The 22972-nt window shown below is 33.3% G+C and carries 16 protein-coding genes; 1 reads left to right on the top strand and 15 read right to left on the bottom strand.

Annotation, left to right across the window (positions count from 1 at the left end):
- Nucleotides 1-43: 43 nt before the first annotated feature.
- Nucleotides 44-3343, bottom strand: a complete 3300-nt coding sequence (locus BQ9840_RS08890) for an S-layer homology domain-containing protein (RefSeq protein WP_077369449.1) — start codon at nt 3341-3343, stop codon at nt 44-46.
- A gap of 41 nt (nt 3344-3384) precedes the next feature.
- Nucleotides 3385-3744, bottom strand: a complete 360-nt coding sequence (locus BQ9840_RS08885; RefSeq protein WP_077369448.1) for a hypothetical protein — start codon at nt 3742-3744, stop codon at nt 3385-3387.
- 311 nt (nt 3745-4055) lie between these two features.
- On the opposite strand from BQ9840_RS08885, the gene BQ9840_RS08880 reads away from it, so the two are divergent.
- Nucleotides 4056-5750 (top strand): ABC transporter substrate-binding protein, encoded by a 1695-nt coding sequence (locus BQ9840_RS08880; protein WP_077369447.1) that lies wholly within the window; start codon nt 4056-4058, stop codon nt 5748-5750.
- Between the two features lie 125 nt (nt 5751-5875).
- Here BQ9840_RS08880 and BQ9840_RS08875 read toward each other — a convergent pair whose 3' ends face one another.
- From BQ9840_RS08875 to sleB, 13 genes are all read right to left on the bottom strand, one after another.
- Nucleotides 5876-8419: a sulfatase-like hydrolase/transferase gene (locus tag BQ9840_RS08875; RefSeq protein WP_077369446.1), complete on the bottom strand. Its 2544-nt coding sequence runs from the start codon at nt 8417-8419 to the stop codon at nt 5876-5878.
- Between the two features lie 118 nt (nt 8420-8537).
- Nucleotides 8538-8873, bottom strand: a complete 336-nt coding sequence (locus BQ9840_RS08870) for a PqqD family protein (protein ID WP_077369445.1) — start codon at nt 8871-8873, stop codon at nt 8538-8540.
- Nucleotides 8870-10792: an OPT family oligopeptide transporter gene (locus tag BQ9840_RS08865; protein ID WP_097677475.1), complete on the bottom strand. Its 1923-nt coding sequence runs from the start codon at nt 10790-10792 to the stop codon at nt 8870-8872. The genes BQ9840_RS08870 and BQ9840_RS08865 overlap by 4 nt, the downstream gene beginning before the upstream one ends.
- Nucleotides 10793-10984: 192 nt before the next feature.
- Nucleotides 10985-11743: a lysine 5,6-aminomutase subunit beta gene (locus BQ9840_RS08860; protein ID WP_077369443.1), complete on the bottom strand. Its 759-nt coding sequence runs from the start codon at nt 11741-11743 to the stop codon at nt 10985-10987.
- Entirely contained in the window at nt 11743-13299 is a 1557-nt protein-coding gene (locus tag BQ9840_RS08855; protein WP_077369442.1) for a lysine 5,6-aminomutase subunit alpha, read from the bottom strand. Before BQ9840_RS08855 ends, BQ9840_RS08860 begins: the two co-directional genes overlap by 1 nt.
- A gap of 13 nt (nt 13300-13312) precedes the next feature.
- A complete protein-coding gene (locus BQ9840_RS08850) occupies nt 13313-14944 on the bottom strand; it encodes a lysine 5,6-aminomutase reactivase ATPase KamC (RefSeq protein ID WP_077369441.1) in 1632 nt (543 codons plus the stop codon).
- A gap of 1 nt (nt 14945) precedes the next feature.
- Nucleotides 14946-15977: a lysine 5,6-aminomutase reactivase subunit KamB gene (locus BQ9840_RS08845; protein ID WP_077369440.1), complete on the bottom strand. Its 1032-nt coding sequence runs from the start codon at nt 15975-15977 to the stop codon at nt 14946-14948.
- A 21-nt stretch (nt 15978-15998) separates the two neighbouring features.
- Nucleotides 15999-17267: a lysine 2,3-aminomutase gene (ablA, locus tag BQ9840_RS08840; protein ID WP_077369439.1), complete on the bottom strand. Its 1269-nt coding sequence runs from the start codon at nt 17265-17267 to the stop codon at nt 15999-16001.
- A 35-nt stretch (nt 17268-17302) separates the two neighbouring features.
- The gene (locus BQ9840_RS08835; protein WP_077369438.1) at nt 17303-18340 is read right to left on the bottom strand and encodes an L-erythro-3,5-diaminohexanoate dehydrogenase; all 1038 of its coding nucleotides are present in this window, start codon (nt 18338-18340) and stop codon (nt 17303-17305) included.
- A 169-nt stretch (nt 18341-18509) separates the two neighbouring features.
- A complete protein-coding gene (locus BQ9840_RS08830; RefSeq protein ID WP_077369437.1) occupies nt 18510-19904 on the bottom strand; it encodes a sigma-54 interaction domain-containing protein in 1395 nt (464 codons plus the stop codon).
- Between the two features lie 70 nt (nt 19905-19974).
- The gene (gene murI, locus BQ9840_RS08825) at nt 19975-20781 is read right to left on the bottom strand and encodes a glutamate racemase (protein WP_077369436.1); all 807 of its coding nucleotides are present in this window, start codon (nt 20779-20781) and stop codon (nt 19975-19977) included.
- Between the two features lie 56 nt (nt 20782-20837).
- Nucleotides 20838-22202, bottom strand: coding sequence for a germination protein YpeB (gene ypeB, locus BQ9840_RS08820; RefSeq protein ID WP_077369435.1), 1365 nt, complete (start codon nt 22200-22202; stop codon nt 20838-20840).
- Nucleotides 22203-22214: 12 nt separating this feature from the next.
- The gene (sleB, locus tag BQ9840_RS08815) at nt 22215-22934 is read right to left on the bottom strand and encodes a spore cortex-lytic enzyme (RefSeq protein WP_234978641.1); all 720 of its coding nucleotides are present in this window, start codon (nt 22932-22934) and stop codon (nt 22215-22217) included.
- Nucleotides 22935-22972: the final 38 nt, after the last annotated feature.

Raw genomic sequence — 22972 nt, 5'->3', positions numbered from 1 at the left:
TGCGACAGAGAGAATCGCTTCCCTCTGTCGCATCGCACAATCTTTATTGTATTGTATTAACAATTATTGTTACTGCTTCTGCTCTTGTTGCATTGTTCTTTGGTCTGAATGTGTTGTTTTCATAACCATTTATTATTCCTGCTTCTTTTGCAACTTTAACTGCTGTTTCTGCCCAAGAAGATATTTCATCAGCATCTTTAAATTTAACATCTTCTTTAGCTTCTTCTAGTTTTGCAGCTTTTGCTATCATTACAGCCATTTGTTCTCTAGTTATATTGTCATTAGGACCGAACTTAGTATCGCTGTAACCATCAACTATACCATTAGCATTAGCTATTCTTATATATTCACTTGCCCAGTGTTCTTTTGTATCTTTAAATACTTTTCCTTTTCCATCTTCTGCTTCCAAATCAAAAGCCTTAACTAATATAGTTACAAATTCCGCTCTTGTAATCTTATTGTTTGGTTTAAATGTTCCATCTTTATATCCACCGATTGCACTATCTTGTACTAAGTTTTTAATATTTGCTTCTGCCCAGTGACCTTTGATATCTTTTATATCTTCTGGTTGAGTAGTATATAGAGCATTTGCTAACATTCTGAATAAGTGTTGAGTGTGTGCTTTGTTAGTTACGTCTCCAGCAAATAATGTAATTCCTGAACGTCCTACTTTGTCAGTTATTGCATATATTTGTCCTTTAGCTTCATCATGTCCTGGCCACCATCCAGCTACATAGAAATCATCTTTGTCACTTATTGTTCCTAATACTTTTGCTGTTTTTGGAGCCTTTGTGATAAATGAACCACTTGCTGTATACATAAAGTCATCTTCATCATATGGTGCACTTATTACGCTATCTTGTGCATAATGACCTTTTATTAATCCTTCATGATAATAATCTGTAGTTTTGTAATCAAACCCTGGTAATATGTTATTTTCTTTTGCAAAATAAAGTCCTCCTACGCCAATACCTACATAGGACTTCCCAGCTTCTATATCTTTTTTGTCTGCATTTCCTGAAGAGTCAACTATTACATTTGCAGTATTGTCTTCTACTATTTCAAATCCTAATTCTTTTAGTACAAATCTTGTGTGGTCTGTTGTACTTGAATAATTTGATCCTGATGGTGTTAATTTAATCTTTGGAGCTTTAATTTCATTTGTTTTTACACTATCTTCAAGACCTATTACATCAAGATAATAGTCATTTTTTACATTGTTTAAATCTGTTTTAGAAACTACAAAGTCTCCCATTTCATAGTTTTTACCGCTTTCTGTTATCATAGATACTTTCTTGCCATCTTTAAGTAAAGCATTTACAGCTTTGATTGCATCATTGTTTGTGTTTCTAATGATAATTCGTTCTTCTGAACCGTTAAACTTAGTAGTTGGTATAGTTACCTCTTTAACTACTTCTGTTTTCCCATCAAATAGTCCTTTTTCTCTTACTTCTACTTTGTCAAATCCTCTCATAGCTGGGAAGTTTGAAACTAATTCCGCATACATTCCTGCCCATCTTGATTCATCTGAACCATCATACAGTGCAGAGTTAGCAATACCACGTTTTGCTTGACTCATAGACACTATAATACTTCCCTTAGGATATTTAGCTCCATCAAACTCTACTTCTTCAGTTGTTTTTTCAACTATTACACCGTTTCTCATTAGGTATTCTACCATATGATATACTTCTAGTGGATTCTTTTGAAGGTTTTTATCTAATGGTAAAATATAATATTCTGGGAAGAAGTTTTCGTTTTCTCCTCTTGGTCTTCCTATTTGTTTTCCAGTTTCATCAATATGCCATGTGTCTACTGCTCTATTGTCTTCATTTTCTACACTTCTTCTGTTTATTTCTAATTGATTTTTATATAGTGCATCTTTATTGTTCATTACATAATTAATTGAACCTAGTATTGCATGTACTACTGCATCGTTGGAGTGTTGGTTTAGATCTGGCATTTCTACTGTATGTCCCATTGCACCATGAATCTGTGAGAATACTCCTGTATATCCTAATGCTCCATCATCCCATCCGAATTCATAGTCAAACATTGGCATGATGAATCCTTCGTATTTTGAATTTGCAACTCCAGCATTACCCATTGCTCTAGCATGTTCTATTGCACCTGGTTTTCCATCTACATCTTTGGTTTCTGGATTCATTACTCCACCCATTAACATGTCATATTCAAAGTTTGGTTCATGTGGTGGTGTACAAGGCTCAATTAAGAATTCTTTTATAAATCCATGTAAATCTAAGAATACAAGTGGATTCCATTTAGCTATTTGTCCTGTTAAAGCTTTTGTTTCTTGTTGAACTTGGTATCCATTGTCACGGTTTAAGTCAAATCCATTTGCATTGTGTCTTAAGTTGTGGTATCTTCCATCAGGGTTTTGAGTTAAGTTAAACACTATTATTACATCATCTAATATATCACTAACTTTTAATGTAACTTCTTTCTTTTCATCTGTTTTAAATGTGATTTCATCTTCTTTTGCTAATCTTTCCATTAAGCTGATTTGAGCGTCTATTCCAGGAGTTTCGTCTGGATGAACATTATTTACGAAAATTGGAACTTGATATTCACCCATAGTATTATTGTCAATTGCAGTAATAAATTTCTTAGGGTTAGTTAATGCTATTAATTTTGTGTTATTTAAATAGTTGTCTACAGCTTTTTTATTTTTGGCAATTATCATAAAATGCATATCTCTTCCTTCAACACTCTTACCTATTACTTGATGTTCAAAATATCTATCTTTCTTAGGTTTTGCAGTTTCAATTATTTCATCTAGTGCAGGTTTTATTTCATCATAAGTGTGGAAAGAATCAAATGAATTTATTTTTATTTCTCTAGCTACTGATTTATTTGTCTTTGTATCTGTTACTTTTAAATCCACATTGCCTAATAAATCCATATATGCCCAACGTGGATATGGTCTTGGATTTAAATCATCTGTATCAAATGGTAAATCAGTTTTTATTGTAGCTTTTACCAATCCCTTATCATCTATATAAGGTGCTTTTCCAAATGATATCCAAGGTGCTCCTGCGAAATCTTTTTTCTCTTTGTCCCATTTTTTCCATTCACTAAAAGCTTTATCACCTAGTGTCCATTTCAAATCTTTTAGATTTGCTTTATGTCCTAGGTTAACTGTTATTTCTATTTCTCTTTTTTCTGTTAGAGATATACGATCATTACTTACTTTCAATTCAGGAGCAGAGTATGTACCTTCTGCCAATACTACTTGCTCAGCTAATGGTGCAAATAATGCAAGTACCATTATTAAAGCTAATAATAAAGCTGTTTGTTTTTTATGCATAAACTTGTTAGTCATGTAAATCCCCCTCTATTTTACTTTTTTTAATACTGCAATTACTAAAATACATTGTTTGCTACAATCTTCCACTTTCCAAATTCCATTTTGAGATATAGTCTTATTGAAACTACCTCAGTTCTTCTTTCTACTTTCAAGGTAGCATTAGCTTTATTCTCTACCTTTACCACATTGATTTCCTCTATTTCTTTCAATACTCCTAAGTCAATATTGTTATACCTTGGATGATAGAGAAAAATATTTAGTGGTACAGCTCGTTGAAAGTCAGTATCAAAGAAACTATAAAACTTCAATCTGTCACCTTGATAATATGAGCTAAAAAAGTCTTCAATAGTTCCTATTACCCTTTTGGTATGATCTATTTTATCACCTCCTGTTAAATAATTGTCAATGACTGGCACTAAATTATTGAGTTGTTTTGGAGGGCCGAAGGTTGGCCCTACAAGACCTGGTGCTAATATATATTTGCAAGAACTGTTCCATTTTGCCCAATTTTAAGAAATCTTGCTTTATCCTCTTTAATTAGCCATTATGGGAAAAATATAAATATTGCATTTATTTGTTTTAAATTAAATATGCAAGAAAACATTTGGCATATGCAAGAAAACTTTCGTTTACACTCATTACCTATTGACCTTTGTGGAAAATGAATGGTATAATACAATAAAATTACACATCTATAAAATATAAGAACAAAAGGGGGATATTTCAAATGAAAAAAAAGTTAGTTTTAATGCTTTCACTTGTGCTAATTTTATCATTATTATCAACAGGTTACGCAGAAAAAGATGAACTATTACTAGCAAATTCTGCAAATGAATCAAAAAAAACAGTTCAAAATCCAGCTAAAACAAGGAAAGATTCAGATGCTCTTATAATTGGCATGCCTGAAGTAAGAGGTAATTTCTTACCTATTTACTACAGTACAGTACCTGATGGATATGTTGTAAATATGGTATATGATAGCCTTATTAGTAATAATAAACAGGGTAACCCAATACCTCATGTAGCAAAAAATTGGGAACTATCTAAAGATCACAAGACTTATACCTTCCATTTAAGAGATGATGTAAAGTTTAGTGACGGAGAACCACTAACAGCAAATGATATTGAATTTACTTATAAGGTTCTATGCGATTCTACTTATGATGGAAGATATGCAGATCAAGTTAGCCAAATTGTAGGACTTAAAGAGTATAGAGATGGTGATGCTGAAAATATTGAAGGTATCAAAGTAATTGACGACTATACAATTTCATTTACATTTACAGAAGCACTTGCAACACATATTTGGGATTGTAGCTTTGCAATAATGCCTAAACATGTTTTCCCAGACTTTAAAAAAGGAAATATAGAAGTTATAAAAGAACAAATGCAAACACCACTTGGTTCAGGTCCTTATGTACTTGAAAAATTCGAACCAAAACAATATGTAGAATTTAAAGCTAACCCAAATTATTTTTTAAGATCACCGAAAGTAAAAAAAATAATTTTTAAATTTAATAATAACTTGACATCTATGTCAGAAATTAAAAAAGGAACAATAGATGTTCAAGTTCAAATTTCTCCAAATGAAAATAATAAAAAAATTATAAATGGTACTAAATTTGTAAATATTGTAGAATATCCTCAAAACGGTTATGGATACATGGGATGGAACTTAAGAGATCCAAGACTTGCTGACAAGAGAGTACGTCAAGCATTGACTTATGGATTTAATAGACAAAAATTCATTGATAAATACTATAATGGTTATGCCAAAGTATGTAATGTACCGGTTTCTAAATCATCATGGGCATATACAACTGATATTAACGAATACAAATATGATTCAAATAAAGCTATAGCACTTCTTGAAAAAGCTGGATGGAAACTTGGCAAAGATGGCATCAGGCAAAAAAACGGTCTGAAATTAAGCTTTGTATGGGATACTTACACGGACAGTAAGTATGTTGAAACTATGATTCCAATGTTAAAATCTGATTGGAAAAAGATTGGTGTTAAAGTAGAAGTAAATTCAATAGATTTCATTACACTAATAGAAAAAATATATGACCAACATAAATTTGATATATACAACATGGCTTGGTCATTAACTATAGACCCAGATGCATTAGAATTATTCCATTCTTCACAAGACATTCCTTCAGGAAATAACTCAGTAGGATTTAGAAATGAAGAAAATGATAAATTGTTAGAAGCTGGTAGAAAAGAATTTGACCTCAAAAAACGTGTTGAAATTTATCAAAAATGGGTTAAATTAATGAATGAAGAATTGCCATATATGTTCTTAACTCAAAACTTAGAATGGCAAGCAGTAAATGCTCGTGTTAAGAATTGGAATACTTCGTCTTTTGTAGAGTTTACTAATCCAAGTATAATATCAAATATTGAAATAGAACAATAATGTGAAAAAGAAATAGCTAGGCTTTTAACCTGACTATTTCTTTTTTTGACTTCAATTTCAAGCAATCGAATTAAATATCGGTACTGTGGTCACTTCAAACCGTCCCCTTTGTCGCATTTGTCCCTTTATGGTGCTAGATTGTGGGTGTAGAATCCAAATACACCGTTTTTCCCCAACCTTTCTTTTGCTTTTTCATCCCCTACTACATAGGCATAAGAACGAACTCCTTGTTCTTTCAGCTTTTGAGGAAAATCTCCCTTCGCTTTATCAACTGGCATAACTACAGCAAAATGCTTATAAATATTTAAAAAGTCTATTACTTCTTCATCAGAATACTTGCCAAGGGATAGATTAAATATTATATTTCTATATTTTTGAGCAAGTACTGGATAGTATTCGCCTGTATACCTTATCTGAGGTATAATTCTATCCTGTATATCAGGATAGTTATCCCTTATATACTTTAAAGCTTTAACATTTTCTTCTTTTATAGTTGTAATAATGTAAGCATCTATATGATCTCTCATCCAACTTGCTAAATCTTCCAAAGTCATCTGTTTTAAACCATTTATCATTACAAAACTTTTAAATTCTTCAAGGCTGTATTTCTTTGGCTCTACATTGAACAACTTTTTAACTGATCCTTCCCAATCCTGAAGTAGTACTAGTTTCTCATCGCTTGTCCACTGAAAATTAAGTTCCATACATCTAAAACCATTCTTATAGCTTTCGTCAATAGCATCTAGAGAATTAGAATTCTGTACACCTTCTATTTCTCCCCCTCCTAATGCTACATATTCTAAATCTTCTGTTTGAAAATCATCTTCTTTTTCTTCTAATATTATTTCATTAGAACCAGTGATAAAATTTTTAATTAAATTGTTTTGCAATATAAATTCACATTTATCTATTTCAGCTAAGGCTCTTTCATAGTTATCTCTACATTCCATTAAATCTATATCCCTTCCACTATATAGGTCAATGGCTCTGCTGTGATCAAATATTCCATCTCTAGACATAACAAACATCTTTTCATTGTCTATAAAGGACCCTTTCAGCATGTGTATCTGTTGAGCAACAATTCCTTCATTTGAATTTGCTAGGTCTACTCCAAACATAACACCCTTTTCATTTTTAATTCCCATAATATTTAGTATTGTAGGTAAAAAATCTATCTGAGAGCCAACAGTTGATATTGTTTCATTTATCTCTTCTTCAGGAACATGAATTATTAAAGGAATATTCATCATTTCATCAAAATCATAAGGTTTACCCATATAATCAGTCATTATTTTTACGTTTTCTTCATCCATACTGGATAGAGCAAAATGATCTCCATACAGTGCTATAACTGTATCATCGTATAATCCTTCCTCTTTTAAATCTGTTAAAAATTGACCTAAAGCTTTATCAGCATAGTGAATAGATTGAATATAATTTCCAAACAAAGTGTTTTCGTGTTCTGGCTTCAAATCAATTTCCTTATACTTTTCAGGAAGATTAAAGGGATTATGACTGGATAGTGTAATTACAAATGAAAAATAAGGTTCTTGTAATTGTTTTATATACGGAACAGTCTGATCCAAAAAATCTTCATCTGTAATCCCTAAGACTATTTTATCTCCTACTTCATAATCTTCTTCACTTATTAATCTTTCAAATCCTTGAGTTTTGTGAGCAGTATTTCTACTCCAAAACTCCTTCTTGTATCCATGAAATGACCAAGCAGTGTATCCTTCATTTCTTAATATCCAAGGCAATCCATAAAAAGTTTTGTCTTTATAATAATTATAGCTAGGATCTTTCATTGAAGGATATAGAGAATTTAATGTAACAAATTCAGCATCGGAAGTACTGCCTAATCCTACTAATTGATAATATCTATCAAAATAAATGATTCCCTGTTCTTCTAAAAATGCGTTTAGATTTGGTGTGATTTCTTTCCCTTCATAATATCTATTTAATGCAAAGTTTTGTAGTGCTTCTACTTGAATTACTATCAAATTTTTGTCTTTACCTATACCAGTATACTTGCCCTCTATTGTAGAGGCCCTTTCTCTTAAGTTTCTTAAATCTTCATTGGTGAATAGTTCTTCACCCATGACGGCTTCCCCTTCATCTTTAAAAATAGATACTATGTCTTTAGCATGATAAGTGAACAGCTCTTGTTTGCTAATAATAGAACCATATCCACTTGTATACATCATTATCATTAAAATTGAGAGAGTTGAAATAATTACATAGGGAATCCCAATTTTTAAATCTCTATTATAAATTTTCTGTGATTTTTTAAGTTTCTTCTTCTTTTGGCTAGAATAAAAACATAAAAAAGGTATATCTATCAAGAATAAAATATTTAATGGATTTAAAACTGATTTTACACTATCTCCTACAGCTGCCACTTGTCCTAATTGCTTTAACATTTTAATTGATGGCATACCATTGAAATAGTGAAAATACATTGTATCCGCAAACATAATGGCAGATATTATATTATAAAAACTAAAAGCTATAGCCTGCTTTTTCTTTTTGTTACTAAAGTATATTAAAGAAAAGAAAAATACTATATACAAACTGCTAACAATAAATATTAATACTTTATTGTATTCAATCCTTGTAAGATATATAAAAAGCATTATTTTTAATAACAGCAAAACTGTTAAGACCATTGTTTAACCTCCATACCTATAGATTTAGATTATTTTGTTTTTATTATACCATAATTTAAATATTGGTGCCTGGGGTTAAAAAATGCGACAGCGAGAACCGTCCCCGCTGTCGCAAAGCTCACTTTAGCTTTACAAATTTATTGTTTTTTAATATGACAAAATATTCTATCAATCTTTCATATAGAGGTTCTGCTTGATCTTGAAACTCTTCTTTTACCATTTGTGATATTTCAAAAATGCTCCTATCACCATCTATATTGTTCCAAACAAAACTACCTAGTGGGTCTAAATCCACATAGTACTTCTCTGGAATATATATAATCTTTCTCAGTATTCTTTCTAAAGTTGAGTTTCTGTCAATAATCAACTGTGTTCTACCATCTTCTGTTTCCCTTGAACTTATATTCTCAACTTTCTCAGGAATATAGTCTAAATAGTTTTGGGTTTTTTTCAATTGTCAACCTTCCTCCAGAAAGAGTTCTTAACCAAAGTTAAAATCAACAATCCAAAGAATATTAATGAACCCCATTGTCCTAGCATATTGTTTCCAAATGCAACAATATCTCCTACACTCTTGTCTGCTGTTGCAGGAATTATAGCTAATATTGCTAATATTATACCTACTAAACCTTCTCCAGCTATCAATCCTGAAGAATAAAGTACTCCACCATCAATTTTTTCTCGAAGAACTTTTTCGTCCATTTTCTTTTTATCAAGTAATCCTCTTAAGATACCTCCAATGATAATTGGTGTACTCAAGTGAATTGGTAAATATAGTCCTACTGCAAATGGAAGTATTTGAATACCAAGTAATTCAACCATTATTCCTATACCTACTCCCATGAATACCAATACCCAAGGAAGATTTCCACTCATTACTCCTTCAATAACAAGTTTCATAAGAGTTGCTTGTGGTGCTGGTAATTCTGATGAACCAAATCCCCATGCTTTATTTAATAATGCTAATACTAAACCTATAACTAAACCTGAAGCCAAAACTCCTATAAGTTCTCCATATTGTTGTTTCTTAGGACTTGCACCAACAAGGAATCCAGTTTTTAAGTCTTGAGACATATCTCCAGCCATAGCTGTGATGATACAAATAACTGTTCCAACTGATAGTGCACCAATCATACCTGCTTCTCCAACAAATCCTGTTGCCTTAAATATTATACTTGTAATTAAAAGTGTAGCTATAGTCATTCCTGATACTGGGTTGTTACTACTTCCAACAAGCCCTACCAATCTTGCTGATACTGTTGCAAAGAAGAATCCAAATACGGCTATAATAATTGCACCTAATACTCCTACTGGAATAATATCTGTTAATCCTATAAATAATACTATTGCGATAACTCCTATGATAGCAATCTTTATTGACATATCTTCATCTGTTCTAAGATTTGTTCTAGTTCCACTTGATTCTTTAAGTCCACCTAGTGCATCTCTGAATGTTCTGAAAATTAACGGTAATGATTTAACTAAACTCAATATTCCTCCAAATGCTACAGCCCCAGCTCCTATATATCTAATATAAAATGACCACATATCCCAATAGCCTAATGTAGATAATGGATCTGATGCTGGATATATAGCAGTTGTAACAAATTGACCTAGATGTGTCATAAGAGGAATGATAACTAACCATCCTAATATAGCTCCTGAAAGCATATACCCTGAAATCTGTGGGCCTACAATAAACCCTACACCTAGTAGTGCTGGCAATGTATCCATACCAATGGCAGCACCTTTGTAACCTTTGAAAGCATATTCGATTTCACTTGGGAATAATTTTATTCCATCTGCAATGAATTTGAATAATGAACCTATTCCTAAACCTGCAAATACGGTTCTAGCTTTAGAACCTCCAGTTTCTCCAGCTATTAATACTTCTGCACATGCAGTTCCTTCTGGATATGGAAGTGTCCCATGTTCATTTACTATCAAAGCTTTACGAAGTGGCAACATTAAGAATACTCCCAATGTTCCGCCAACTAATGATATAACTATGATGTTCAATAATTTTGGTTCTGCCATGCCAAGTTCTTGAGACCAAATGAATAATGCTGGCAATGTAAATATGGCACCAGCAGCCAATGATTCTCCAGCTGAGCCTATTGTTTGAACCATGTTGTTTTCTAATATGGAATCTCTCTTTAAGATACCCCTGATGATTCCCATAGATATAACTGCAGCAGGTATAGAAGCACTAATAGTCATACCTACCCTAAGGCCAATATAGGCATTTGCTGCACCAAATACTATAGACATGATTACTCCAATGAAAATTGCAGTGCCGGTAAACTCAGGCATTACCTTATCGGCTGGCACATAAGGCTTAAACTCACTCCCCTTATTAACTTTGTCAGACATCCTTTTACCTCCTTTTATTGTATTTACTATTAATTATAGGATAAAATTTTGTAATAGTCAAACAATTGTTGAAGTTTTTTCAAGTATAATAATGGAAGTAAGTTTGTTTGTCGCATTTTTACCATTTTTACCGACTGACAAATGAGTCAGGGGACTGTCCCCTGACTCATGACTCACACGCTGTCGCATGACTTATATTAAGTTTCTGTTTACCATTTCAGTTACTACGAAGCTTGCTACATCTTCTGCATAGCTTCCTGGGCCAAATCCTGCATCATAGCCTAGCTCTTTTGCTAGCTCGTGGCTTAGTCTTGGTCCACCACATACTAGTACTATCTTATCTCTTAGTCCTTCTGCTTCTAGTAGTTCTACTAGTTGTGTTAAGTTTGGGATGTGTACATCCTTTTGTGTTACTACTTGGGAAACTAGTATTGCATCTGCATTTGTTTCTATTGCCTTTGCTACTAGTTCTTCATTGGGAACTTGGCTTCCCATATTTATAGCTTCCATTCCTTCATATCTTTCTAATCCAAAGTGATGATTGTAGCCTTTCATATTCATAATGGCATCTATTCCAACTGTGTGGGCATCTGTTCCTGTACAAGCTCCAACTATTACTACTTTTCTCTTGATGTTTTCTGCAATATATTCTTCTACTTCTTCTTTACTCATAGTTTCTACATCAACTTTTGGTACTTCTATCTTTGAGTAGTCTACAGTGTGAGTACATTTCGCATAAACTACAAAATAACTATATTCACAACCTAAATCTGCATGATGAACTACACTTGGTTCTTCTAATCCCATCTTTTTAACAAGTTGTCTTGCTGCTTCCATAGCTTCGTCTCCATCTGGTACTGGTAAGGTAAAACTAAGTTGAACCATTCCGTCATTCATCGTATCTCCATAAGGTTTTACTTTTGTAAAATCTACTTTTGCAACTTGTGCCATTATCTTTCACCTCCAAGCATCAATTTGATGAATGGATTAAAATATCCTGTATCTTTCTTACATACTCCGTCAAGTCCTTTTCCACCATCTCTTGGTCTTTTTACTCCACCAAATTTACCACGTTCAATTGTTGAGAATAAATCTTCTCTGTCTATTTGTTTTAATAATTCTTCTGCATCTTTTAAAACTTCTTGTGCTCTTTTTTGGATGATTCCATCTTCCTTAAATTCGATTTCATCTCCTAAGTTTCTACAATTGTTGAATACATACTCAGCATTTTCAATAGCCAAGAATCTATCATGTAAATGAGGAGTATGAATTGCCTCTGTAAGCATTCCAAGTAGTTGAAGTCCTTGATGAGTCATGATGGAAACCATGTTAAACATAGCATCTTGTACATGACCTCTAAATATATTTCCTGTCATGTATTTTGTTGGAGGCATATATTTAAGTGGAGCATTTGGGAATATTTCTCTTGCCATTTGTGCTTGAGCTAATTCATACAAAAATCCATTTTCAAGATATGGATCCATTTCAAATGCATGACCTAAACCCATTTGCTCTTCTGGAAGTCCTGCTTTTAGGGCAAATTGCTCATTTATAAACTGAGATGCCAATACTGTATGAGCTGCTTCTACTGCATCATCTGTAGTCAAGTAGTTGTCTTCACCAGTGTTTATCATTATTCCAGCATATCCATTGATAACTCTTGAGAAGAATTGGTCAACTAATGTTCTTTGCATGTTTATATCTCTAAATAGTATTCCATATAGTGCGTCATTTAACATAACGTCTAATCTTTCAATAGCTCCCATAGCTGCAATCTCAGGCATACAAAGACCAGAACAATAGTTACATAATCTTATATATCTGCCTACTTCTTCTCCTACTTCATCTAGAGCTTTTCTCATGAGTCTAAAGTTTTCTTGTGTTGCATAGGTTCCACCGAATCCTTCTGTAGTTGCACCATATGGCACATAGTCAAGTAAACTTTGACCTGTTGTTCTTATTACAGCTATAATATCTGCACCTTGTTTTGCTGCTGCTTGTGCTTGAAGGATATCTTCATAGATATTACCTGTTGCAACTATAACATAAATATAAGGTTGTTTTCCTTCACCTAATGTTCTTAAATATTCTTCTCTCTTTTCTCTATTAGCCTTTATCTTTGCTACAGTTTTTTTTGCTACTGGTAATATTGCTTCTTTTATCTTTTGTTCATCTGCTATAGGAAGTCTTGTTATATCGATTTCACCACGGGAAATCTTTTCAGCTATAGTTTGAGGATCATCACCTGTTTGTACCATAGCATTTCCTATCCAAAAAGAAGCTCCTCTTCCTAGTCCGCCACCTTCTTTTATATTGTCTACCACTATATTTGGAAGCGGTCTTTCAATTTCATCAATGCCATCTATACCAAGAAGTCTTGCTACTGTTCTCTCTGTAGCTGTTGTAGTGTGAGCATCTATAAATGTTTGAACATCTTCAGCAATATTTGCTGCAGCATTTCTGGCACTATCAATGATATTTGGATCTAAATTCAATTTGCTATTCATATTTCAACCTCCTTTACTTTTCTTCTAGTATCTTTAAAGCATCTTCTATTATTTTCTCTTCTAATCCCATAAGTCTAGCAATATTTATTGCATCCCTAGGCACTTCGCTAGTCCTTTCTACTACTTTGAGTCTATAGTCCATGAATCTATTGATTATATCCATTTTGTCCGCATCTACATCTTTTAATTCACTATCTAATACATCAAAGTCTATCTTTGAAAGTCCTACTACTTGTAAATGTAAAACTCCTTCTAAGTTTGCAATATTATCATAATGGGTAGTAACTAAAGTTATAGAGTCTTTGTCCTTTAAATCTTTAACAACTGCCTTAGATATTGCATATCCTTCTTCTGGATTTGTTCCACGAGCTAGTTCATCCACTAAGATAATACCTTTCTTATCAGCTTTCATGATAGCTTCTTGAACTAATTTTATCTCTCCTCCAAAAGTACTAAGTCCCTTATCTGTAGATTGCATATCTCCTATGGAAGTAGATACAAAATTGCTTAAGCCAAGACTCATCTTTTTTGCTGGGACAAATAATCCATACTGTGCCATTGAGGCTAAAAGACCTACCAATTTTAAGCTTATAGTCTTTCCACCCATATTAGCTCCCGTAATACAAGTAACTCCTTTATCAAGTTCAATAGTTATAGGAGTAAATTCTAATCCTTTTTTCCTTAAAAACTCTTCAACTTTAGGATGTCTTCCGCTCTCAATATATATGTGGTGGTTTTCAGATATTTCCGGTCTCACTCCATTTATATCAACAGCATATTGAGCCTTCCCAAGAATCAGATCCAATTTACCTATGCTCGCCATATTCCTAAAAAGTGCCTTTCTGCAATTGGCAATTTCACCGCTCAATTTTTCCCGAATTTTGAACTCTTCTAATTCTTCTCTCTCTTTTAAATGTACCAATTTTCTATCAAGTTCACTTATCTCTTCCGTTGGCTTGATTGTAAATTTTACATTCATATAGGTTTCTGAAATATAAGAAAGATTAGGATGCTTTTCGACAATTTGGAGATTATCAGCATCTTCTTTAGAAATTACTAATGTCCCATCGGGACGAAGGTCTAATTGCAATTCTTCTTTTATTTTTACCTTTAATGCCTTTTTTTCTATTTTTATCTGCTTTTCCGTCTGTCTTTTCTGTTCTCTTATCCTCTTAAGTTCGTCAGAATAGACATCATATATATAAAAAGTCCAAATTTTCGTGTCTTCTGGATCTAACAGTTTCTCAAGTTTTTCTATTCTCTTTATTTCAATATCTTCAAATTGATCTAAATTGTATTTCTTAATTATTTTCTCTAAGTCTCTTAAAAAGAATACAAAATTCTTCAATTCAAACAACTCTACTTCATTGAGAACGCTGCCTTCCATTGTTCTTTTTACAGAAGTTCTCAAGTCCTTTATGTGAACAAGTATCCCTTTTATATCTTTTTTAAACTCACTATCCTGAACATGTTTCAATACACTATCTATTTTGTCTAATTCACGAACAAGGGATGCTTCCTCCCCTGGAAGATATGGTCGCAACTGGTCTTTGTAAGTCTTTCCATAGGGAGTTAGGGTTTTTATATTTGATAGGATATAAGGAAAATCCAATGCTTCACTTGTTAAATTGTCTAGAAACTCCATTTTACTCACCACCAAGCACTACGTCTAAAACAGGCACATCTACAACGTAGGTTCTTAATTTGTCTACAAATTCTCTTGGAGCAAAATAATATCCTTGAGGAGCATAAGGATTTGTTGTTATTGCAACAAGATTTATCTTATTAAATGCCTTGACTTTCACACCATATTTATTGAATCTAAGCCAATCTTTTGGCTGTATAAATATTTTGGTTCCGTCCTTAACTACCAAAGTAACATTTTTATATCTTCTAGTAGTCTTAATCATATCCTCTATAGTATTTTTAACTAACGAACCTGGAAGAACTACATATTCGGTATCTTCACTTATGTGGTCTCCTATTATACTTCCGCAACTTAGAGCTGTTTTCACATTAAGTTCATTTACCTTTCCGTCCTTGTCAATAGTCGAAACCCTTCCTGATTCCATTATGTTTTCTATGATACTTCTCGTGTTTTCATCTTCAACTTCTGGCAATTTAAATAAATTAGCTGCATGTAGTGTTTCTTCAATTACTTTGTTCATATCTCTACTCAATGTAGCACCTGTAGCTAGGATAGTCCCTTCCGAAACAGAGGGGGCTGCTGAGGACACCCTATCTAAGGCTCCATCTATTATGACAAATTCCGCTCCTAATTGAAGCATAAAATCCGAGATTTCCTTTGCTTCTTTTACTCTTTGAGGACCTGCTATCTGTATATATCCGCTATCTTTTACTCTGCCTATTACAATAGCACCTAGGGGAGTTCTAAAATCTGTCACCTTTATCAATTCTACTTTTGCATCTCCAAGTTGAAGCACATCTGTGGTGGTAGCTACCAAGGTGTTTTCTTCAACAAACACCTTGGGCTTTTCTGTTTCTGTAACCAAATCCACACTTTCCCCATCTCGTCCTATAGAGGTGATTCCAATGGTAATATCTTCATCAATTGCTTCTTCAATAAGGTGGTTTAAAGTGACAGTTTTACCTGTGTTTTTTGCCATTCCTACTATAGATATTGTTTTGTATTTTCCTCTGATAAGTTCTAAAAGCAACTAGAACACCCCTTTATATGACTATTTGTTTTGATTTCTCTTTTCTGCCCTTTCTCTTCTGTCTAATTGTGTAGGCTCAAGAGCTTTTACTTCAGGTCCACGAAGAAGTCCTGCAACTCCGCCAATATGTCTTTCTCTTTCACCACGGCAAACTGGACAATTACATTCTTCTTCTATATATTGTGGTTCAGTGTATGTTGTAATAACACCTTCATAGTTTCTCAAAACTACTTTTGTAGGTGATGAACTAATTAGATATTGAGGCATAACTGGAGTTTTTCCTCCTCCACCTGGAGCGTCAACTACAAATGTTGGTACTGCATATCCAGAAGTATGTCCTCTTAGAGATTCCATTATTTCTAGACCTTTAGATACTTTTGTTCTAAAGTGTTCAATTCCCATTGATAAATCACATTGGTAAATATAATATGGTCTAACTCTCATCTTAACTAATCCATGCATTAATTCCATCATGATGTTTGGACAATCATTTACTCCTCTTAATAATACAGATTGGTTTCCTAGTGGAATACCAGCATCTGCTAATTTCCTACAAGCTTCTGCTGATTCAGGAGTAAATTCCTTTGGATGATTGAAATGAGTATTTAGCCAAATTGGATGATATTTCTTAAGCATATTTACTAAATTGTCAGTAATTCTCATTGGCATAACAACTGGTGTACGTGAACCTAGTCTTACTATTTCAACATGAGGAATTTCTCTTAATTTCTTGATGATGTATTCAAGTTTGTCATCAGATACTAATAGACAATCTCCACCTGAAAGTAATACGTCTCTTACTTGAGGAGTATTTCTGATATATTCTATACATTTGTCTATTCTATCCATTGGTACACCCATATCATTTTGTCCAGCAAATCTTCTTCTAGTACAATGTCTACAGTACATAGAACATTGGTCAGTTATTAAGAATAGTACTCTATCTGGATATCTATGAGTTAATCCTGGTACTGGTGAATCCGTATCTTCATGTAGTGGGTCTTCCATATCACTAGCACTTAGATGAGTTTCCATAATAGTTGGAACTGCTTGTTTTCTAATAGGGCAATTTGGATCATTTGGATCCATTAATGAAGCATAGTATGGAGTAATACCCATTCTAAATTTCTTTAGTACTTCCCCTATATCTGATTTTTCTTGTTCTGTAAGATTGATAACTTTGCCAAGTGTTTCTACATCAGTGATTCTATTTCTTACTTGCCATTGCCAGTCATTCCATTCTTCTTCTGTGACGTTTTTCCATATTTCGATATCTTTACATGACCTCATTTGAGATTTCCTCCTTTTTAAGGTTTGATTTTACATTAAGCATATAATTCTTCAAATATCTTTCTCAATGTTTCACTTTCTCTCATGATTTGTAGTGAAATTTCAGCATGTCCCTTAGTATATCCATTACCCATAATCATAGTTACGTCTTTTCCTACTCCTTCTGCTCCTAGAGCTGCTTTTGTAAAGGAAGTAGCCATACTGAAGAAGTATACTAATCCATCGTCTTTTGCTGCTAATATACTTGACATTTCAGTGTTTGGAATATTAACTGTATTGATAACAATGTCAGCCATTTCTCCATTAGTTGCTTCAGCAATTTTGTCCATTACTTCTACTGCATTAGTTGCATTAGCTTTGATATAAACATCTGCCAAATTAGCATTCTTAACTCTTTCAATAGTCTTATCACGTGAACCTATACAAATAACTTTTCCTGTAACTCCTGCTCTCTTCTTAGCTTCGTATAGACAAAGCATACCTGATTTTCCTGTTCCACCTAATATAACTACTGTATCTCCAGGTTTAACTAATTTTGCAGTTTGAGCTGGTGCTCCTGCTACGTCTAATACTGATAGTGCTAAGTTTTCTGGTAAATCTGTTGGAATCTTTGCATATATTCCACTTTCAAATAATATTGCTTTTCCTTTGATATCTACTTGGTCAATTTCTGATCTGATTTCAGTTATTTCATCAATTCTAAGTGGTGTTAAGGATAATGAAACTAATGTAGCTATTTTATCTCCAACTTTAAGATCAGTTTTTCCTTCTAGTGCTGGTCCGATTTTTTCAATTGTACCTATAAGCATTCCGCCTGAACCAGTAACAGGGTTTTGATGTTTACCTCTTTCAGCAACAATACCCTTCATGATCTTTTTGATTTCTTCATGATCTCCATTAGCTTGTTCTCTAATTTGTGTAAAACTAGCTGAGTCAACATTAAGTGTTTGAACATCAATTAATATTTCGTTGTCGTATATTTCCATATCATTGTCAATTTTAAGAGCTGGTTGTGGTAATACTCCCTTTGGTTCAATAACTCTGTGTGTTCCGTAAGGACATCCTTTTTTCATTTTTACATTCCTCCTATTGTTAAAATATTGTCAATGAAATTTGTTTTCTCTGTATATATTAAATATGCAAAATATATGCCAACTATATCAATCCCTTGAAGGCTAGTAAACACCTCATTCTATTTTAAAGCCCTTCATTCCAAAAATATTTTCCGCCTAATTTTGGGCACTATTTTAGTTCATATTTGTTTATTTTGTACTGTAATGTCTGTCTAGGGACCTTTAAAATTTCCGCTGTATGAGTTATATTTCCATCTGTCATATTTAGTGTATCCTCTATTATATTTCTTTCTGTGTCTTCAATCACTTCTTTTAAAGATTTCCCATGGGGCTTTGTTTCCCTTTCAATATGAGTCTTAAACTTCTGAGGGATATGCTCTACATCTATTACTTCCATATCGTATAAACTCATTATTCCTTCTATAGTATTTTCTAATTCCCTCACATTTCCTTCCCATTGGTAATTTTCAAATATTTTCATCACTTTATTGGAAACTCCCACTACAGATTTATTAAGTTTTTCATTCATATTCTTGATAAAGTAATTTGTAAGTAGTTTTATATCTCCCTTTCTTTGTTTTAGGGGAGGTATTTGAAAATTAACTACACTCAATCTATAATATAAGTCTTTTCTCAAAAGTTTGTTTTCGACAGCTTCTTCTGGTGGGATATTGGTTGCTGAAACAATTCTCACATCTACATCTATGGTCTTTGTTCCACCAACTCGTCTAATTGTGCTGTCTTGAAGTACTCTAAGAAGTTTTGCCTGAAGTTCTAATGGCATGGAATTGATTTCATCTAGGAAAAGTGTTCCTCCATGAGCTAGTTCAAATAGTCCTTCCCTGTCTTCTGCCCCTGTAAATCCACCTTTTACTGTACCAAATAGTATTCCCTCTAGTAGATTTGCAGGAAGAGCTGCACAGTTCTGTGCAATAAATGGATTGTATCTTCTTGGACTAGCATTGTGTATAGAATGAACAAATAATTCCTTTCCTGTTCCTGTTTCTCCATATATTAGTACAGGAGCATCTGTTTCTGAAGCCTTTAAAGCAAGGGATTTAAGAGCTAGCATCTCTTTGCTCTCGCCTATTATATCTACAAAAGTATATTTTCCTCTTTCTTTGTTTTTAGAATCTATATTTTTATCTTTATTGTTTCTATAGAGTTTACTTTGTAAATCAACTATGGTTTCAGACATTTCCTTTACTTGAGTTATATCCTTTGAAATTTCCAATGCCCCAACTATTTTGCCACTGGCCTTTATTGGAATTGAAGAATTAATAGTAGTAATCTTCTTTCCCTTGTAGTTTATGAAGGTCTGCTCCACATTGTATATGGGCTCTCCTGTCCGCATAACGGTCAAGAGAGTTGAGGTGTCATCTGATAAGGAAGGGTAAATCTCTAATATATGTCTTCCTACAGCTCTTTCTCTGTCAATATCATCAATTGTTTGGGCAAATCTATTATAATAGATTATCCTCCCATTTTTATCTATAATGTGAATACCTTCATCTACATGATCAAGTATTTCATATATATTTTCTTTTATAAAGGTATCATTCATTTTTTCACCCCTCTTTAGTGCTTGATTTTAGGCACCAACAGCCAAATTTTAGGCACTAAAAACGTGCCTATTATAATTGTTCTATATTCACTTGTTCAATAGTACTTATTTCTTTTCTCAATATATTTCCTCCGATTCTCCTAAACTTCTCTGGGTCATCACTTACATAGAATTCATATTTTCCACCATCAATTTTATCTGTCTTCAATCCTTTTTCTTCTAACAATACCATCGTAGCCTTGGCTGTTTCAAAGGCAGGATTTATGAGATTTACACTTTCTCCCATTACCTTTCCTATAGTATATCTTAGTATAGGATAATGAGTGCAACCCATAACCAAAGTGTCGATATTATGTTCTTTCAATTCTTGTAAGTATTTCTCAGCTGTTAAAAAGGCTATATCTGTATCTTCCCAGCCTTCTTCTACTATGGGAACAAATAGGGGACAAGAAACTCCAATGACTTCTGAGGAAGGTAGAAGTCTTCGTATTCTTCTCTGATAGGCCTCGCTGTTTACAGTGCCTGTAGTTCCTATAACGCCTACTTTGTTGTTTTTAGTTGAGGATATAGCTGCATCTGCTCCTGGTTCAATAACTCCAATGATTGGAATTTGAAAATTAGCTTGTGCTTCTTTTAGTGTTAAGGCACTAGCTGTATTGCAAGCTACCACTATAGCTTTTATATCCTTCTTTAAGAGGAATCTTATACATTGAAAAGCGTATTTTATTACTGTCTCTTTTGATCTTGTTCCATAGGGAATTCTTGCTGTATCTCCAAAATAAACAACATCTTCCCCAGGAAGTAGTTCCATTATTTCATTAAGTACTGTTAATCCACCTATTCCTGAATCAAATACTCCAATAGGCCTATTGTCCATAAAAATTCCCCCTTTATCTATATTGTATATTTAAAAGGGGGAATTGACAACTATTTTTAGAAGGTTAATGTTCCATTTTCATTCTTAATTATTTGAAGTACATCTTCTTCACTTCCATTTAATGCATTGATATAGATTATAAAATCTGAATCCTTATATTTACCTTTGAATTCATAACATAATACTTCATTTTTACCCTTAGGAATTAAAGCTAATCGTGTACTATCTATATCAAAATCTATTTTTACATATTCCCTAGCCTTATCCTTTGTTATTTCAGGTGTAGGAATCTTCCTGTTTTGATGATTCATTAGATAAGTTGAAGCATCAAATCCAACTACTTCTCCATTGTCAAGAGCAACCTTTACCTTAATCAAATCAGGATATATAGTTACATCTCCATCTTTGTAAGTAAAGTTGAAAATAACTGTACCATCATATTTTAATGAATAATTAGGTTCCATATTTGGATAACCTTTTTCTTCTAGAAACTTTAACGCCTTTTTCTCTGCTTGAGTAACAGATATATTTGCCTTTGAAACAGCTCTAGGATTTTCCATCCATACAATCTTTCCACCCTTTGTACTAACTCCTATGTATATTGCTGATTCCTTAGAAGCATTTTTAGGAACAATACTAAAGGTATAGGACGGGATTCTAGCTGCACTTGCATCTTTACCGCTTTCAAAAGCTGTTACCTTTCCAACTTTTTTAGTCCCAACAAAATTCCTTGCTCTTTTTTCGCCTTCAGCTATGGTGATTTTTTTGTCCCCTAAAGCCAAAGGCTTTTTGTTTAATTGTTGATCTGAGTAAGGACCATCATATATTAATTCTGGAGACTTACCCATTTGTTTTTCTAGTGATGTAAGTCTTGTTTGAAGGGTGTCTTCATTTGCCTTTTGAAGTTTGTTTTTTCCCTTTCCAGTAATACTATTTATATTGAAATTTGCTTCTACCAATTTGTCATGAAGAGCTGACAACTCTGCATTGAAATCTGCGGAACCCTTTTGAAGATTAAATAATGCTTCTCTCTGTTTGCTTGTCAGTTCTTGACCACTTAAATGATTTTGCATAAGGGTATAACTATAGTCTGCCACTTGAGTTAAAAACTTTTCTGTTTTAGCTATATCTGCATGTGTTACAGGTAATTGAGATAACTTATCCTGAGCAAAATACGCCTCATTCATTATTTGGGAAAGGAGTAATACATTTTGCTCTCTAGATTCAGATACTAAGGCCTTAGATAGAGATACTTGAACATTTTCCACATGTTTCTTAACATCAAACAAAAGCCTTTGGTGACTATTTGTAAGGGCAGTATTTAATTTTCCACTTAAGGTATATTGATTGTAACCCCATACCACTGATAACACCAAAACTAAAGCCAATATGGTTGGTGCAATCCATCTTTTATCTTTCACATTTTCACCTCCCTAATTCCCAAACCAGTGTTTACCTATCTTCAGTACTACTTTTCTTGACCAAATCCACTTACTTGTAGCAGTAGCAGGGTTCCAGTAGTACGCACATCCATAAGTGGGATCCCAACCATTTAATGCATCTCTAGCTGCCTTGATAGAATCCTTTCCTGGAGTAAGATTCATTTGACCATCAGCAACAGCTGTAAAAGCTAATGGTTGATATATAACTCCCGCTATAGTATTAGGAAAGGATGGATGTCTAACCCTATTTAATATAACTGCACCAACTGCCACCTTGCCTACATATGGTTCTCCTCTTGCCTCTCCATGAATAGCCCTTGCTAATAGATACACATCACCTTTTTGATTAATACCTGATGTTGAAGTCTTTGCAACCGTTTTAGTACCTGATACATTAAGTCCCATAGCTTTAGCAGTACTTGGCCCTACTACACCGTCTATCTTTAAACCATTTTTGGCTTGAAATCTTCTGACAGCTCTGTAGGTTCTAGCGCCATAAACTCCATCAACTTTTCCATCATAATATTTCCAGTTTCTAAGTTTCCATTGTACATTTTTTACATCTTGACCTGTAGTTCCCCAATAGAGTACTTTTGGTGCCATTAAAAATCCATTTGCTGATGACTCTAGTGAGTTTTTAGGTTCATAAAACATGAATATAGAAAGAAAAACTAAAACAAATATTGTTGTTAAAAGCATGCACTTTTTCAAAAGAATCCTCCTTTCATTTGATTTACATCTATTTTTTG

The organism is Anaerosalibacter sp. Marseille-P3206 (genome assembly GCF_900155565.1).
Classification (GTDB): domain Bacteria; phylum Bacillota; class Clostridia; order Tissierellales; family Sporanaerobacteraceae; genus FUHM01.
Note: the sequence above shows the minus strand (reverse complement) of the source record. Positions and strands in the feature narration are given on the sequence as shown.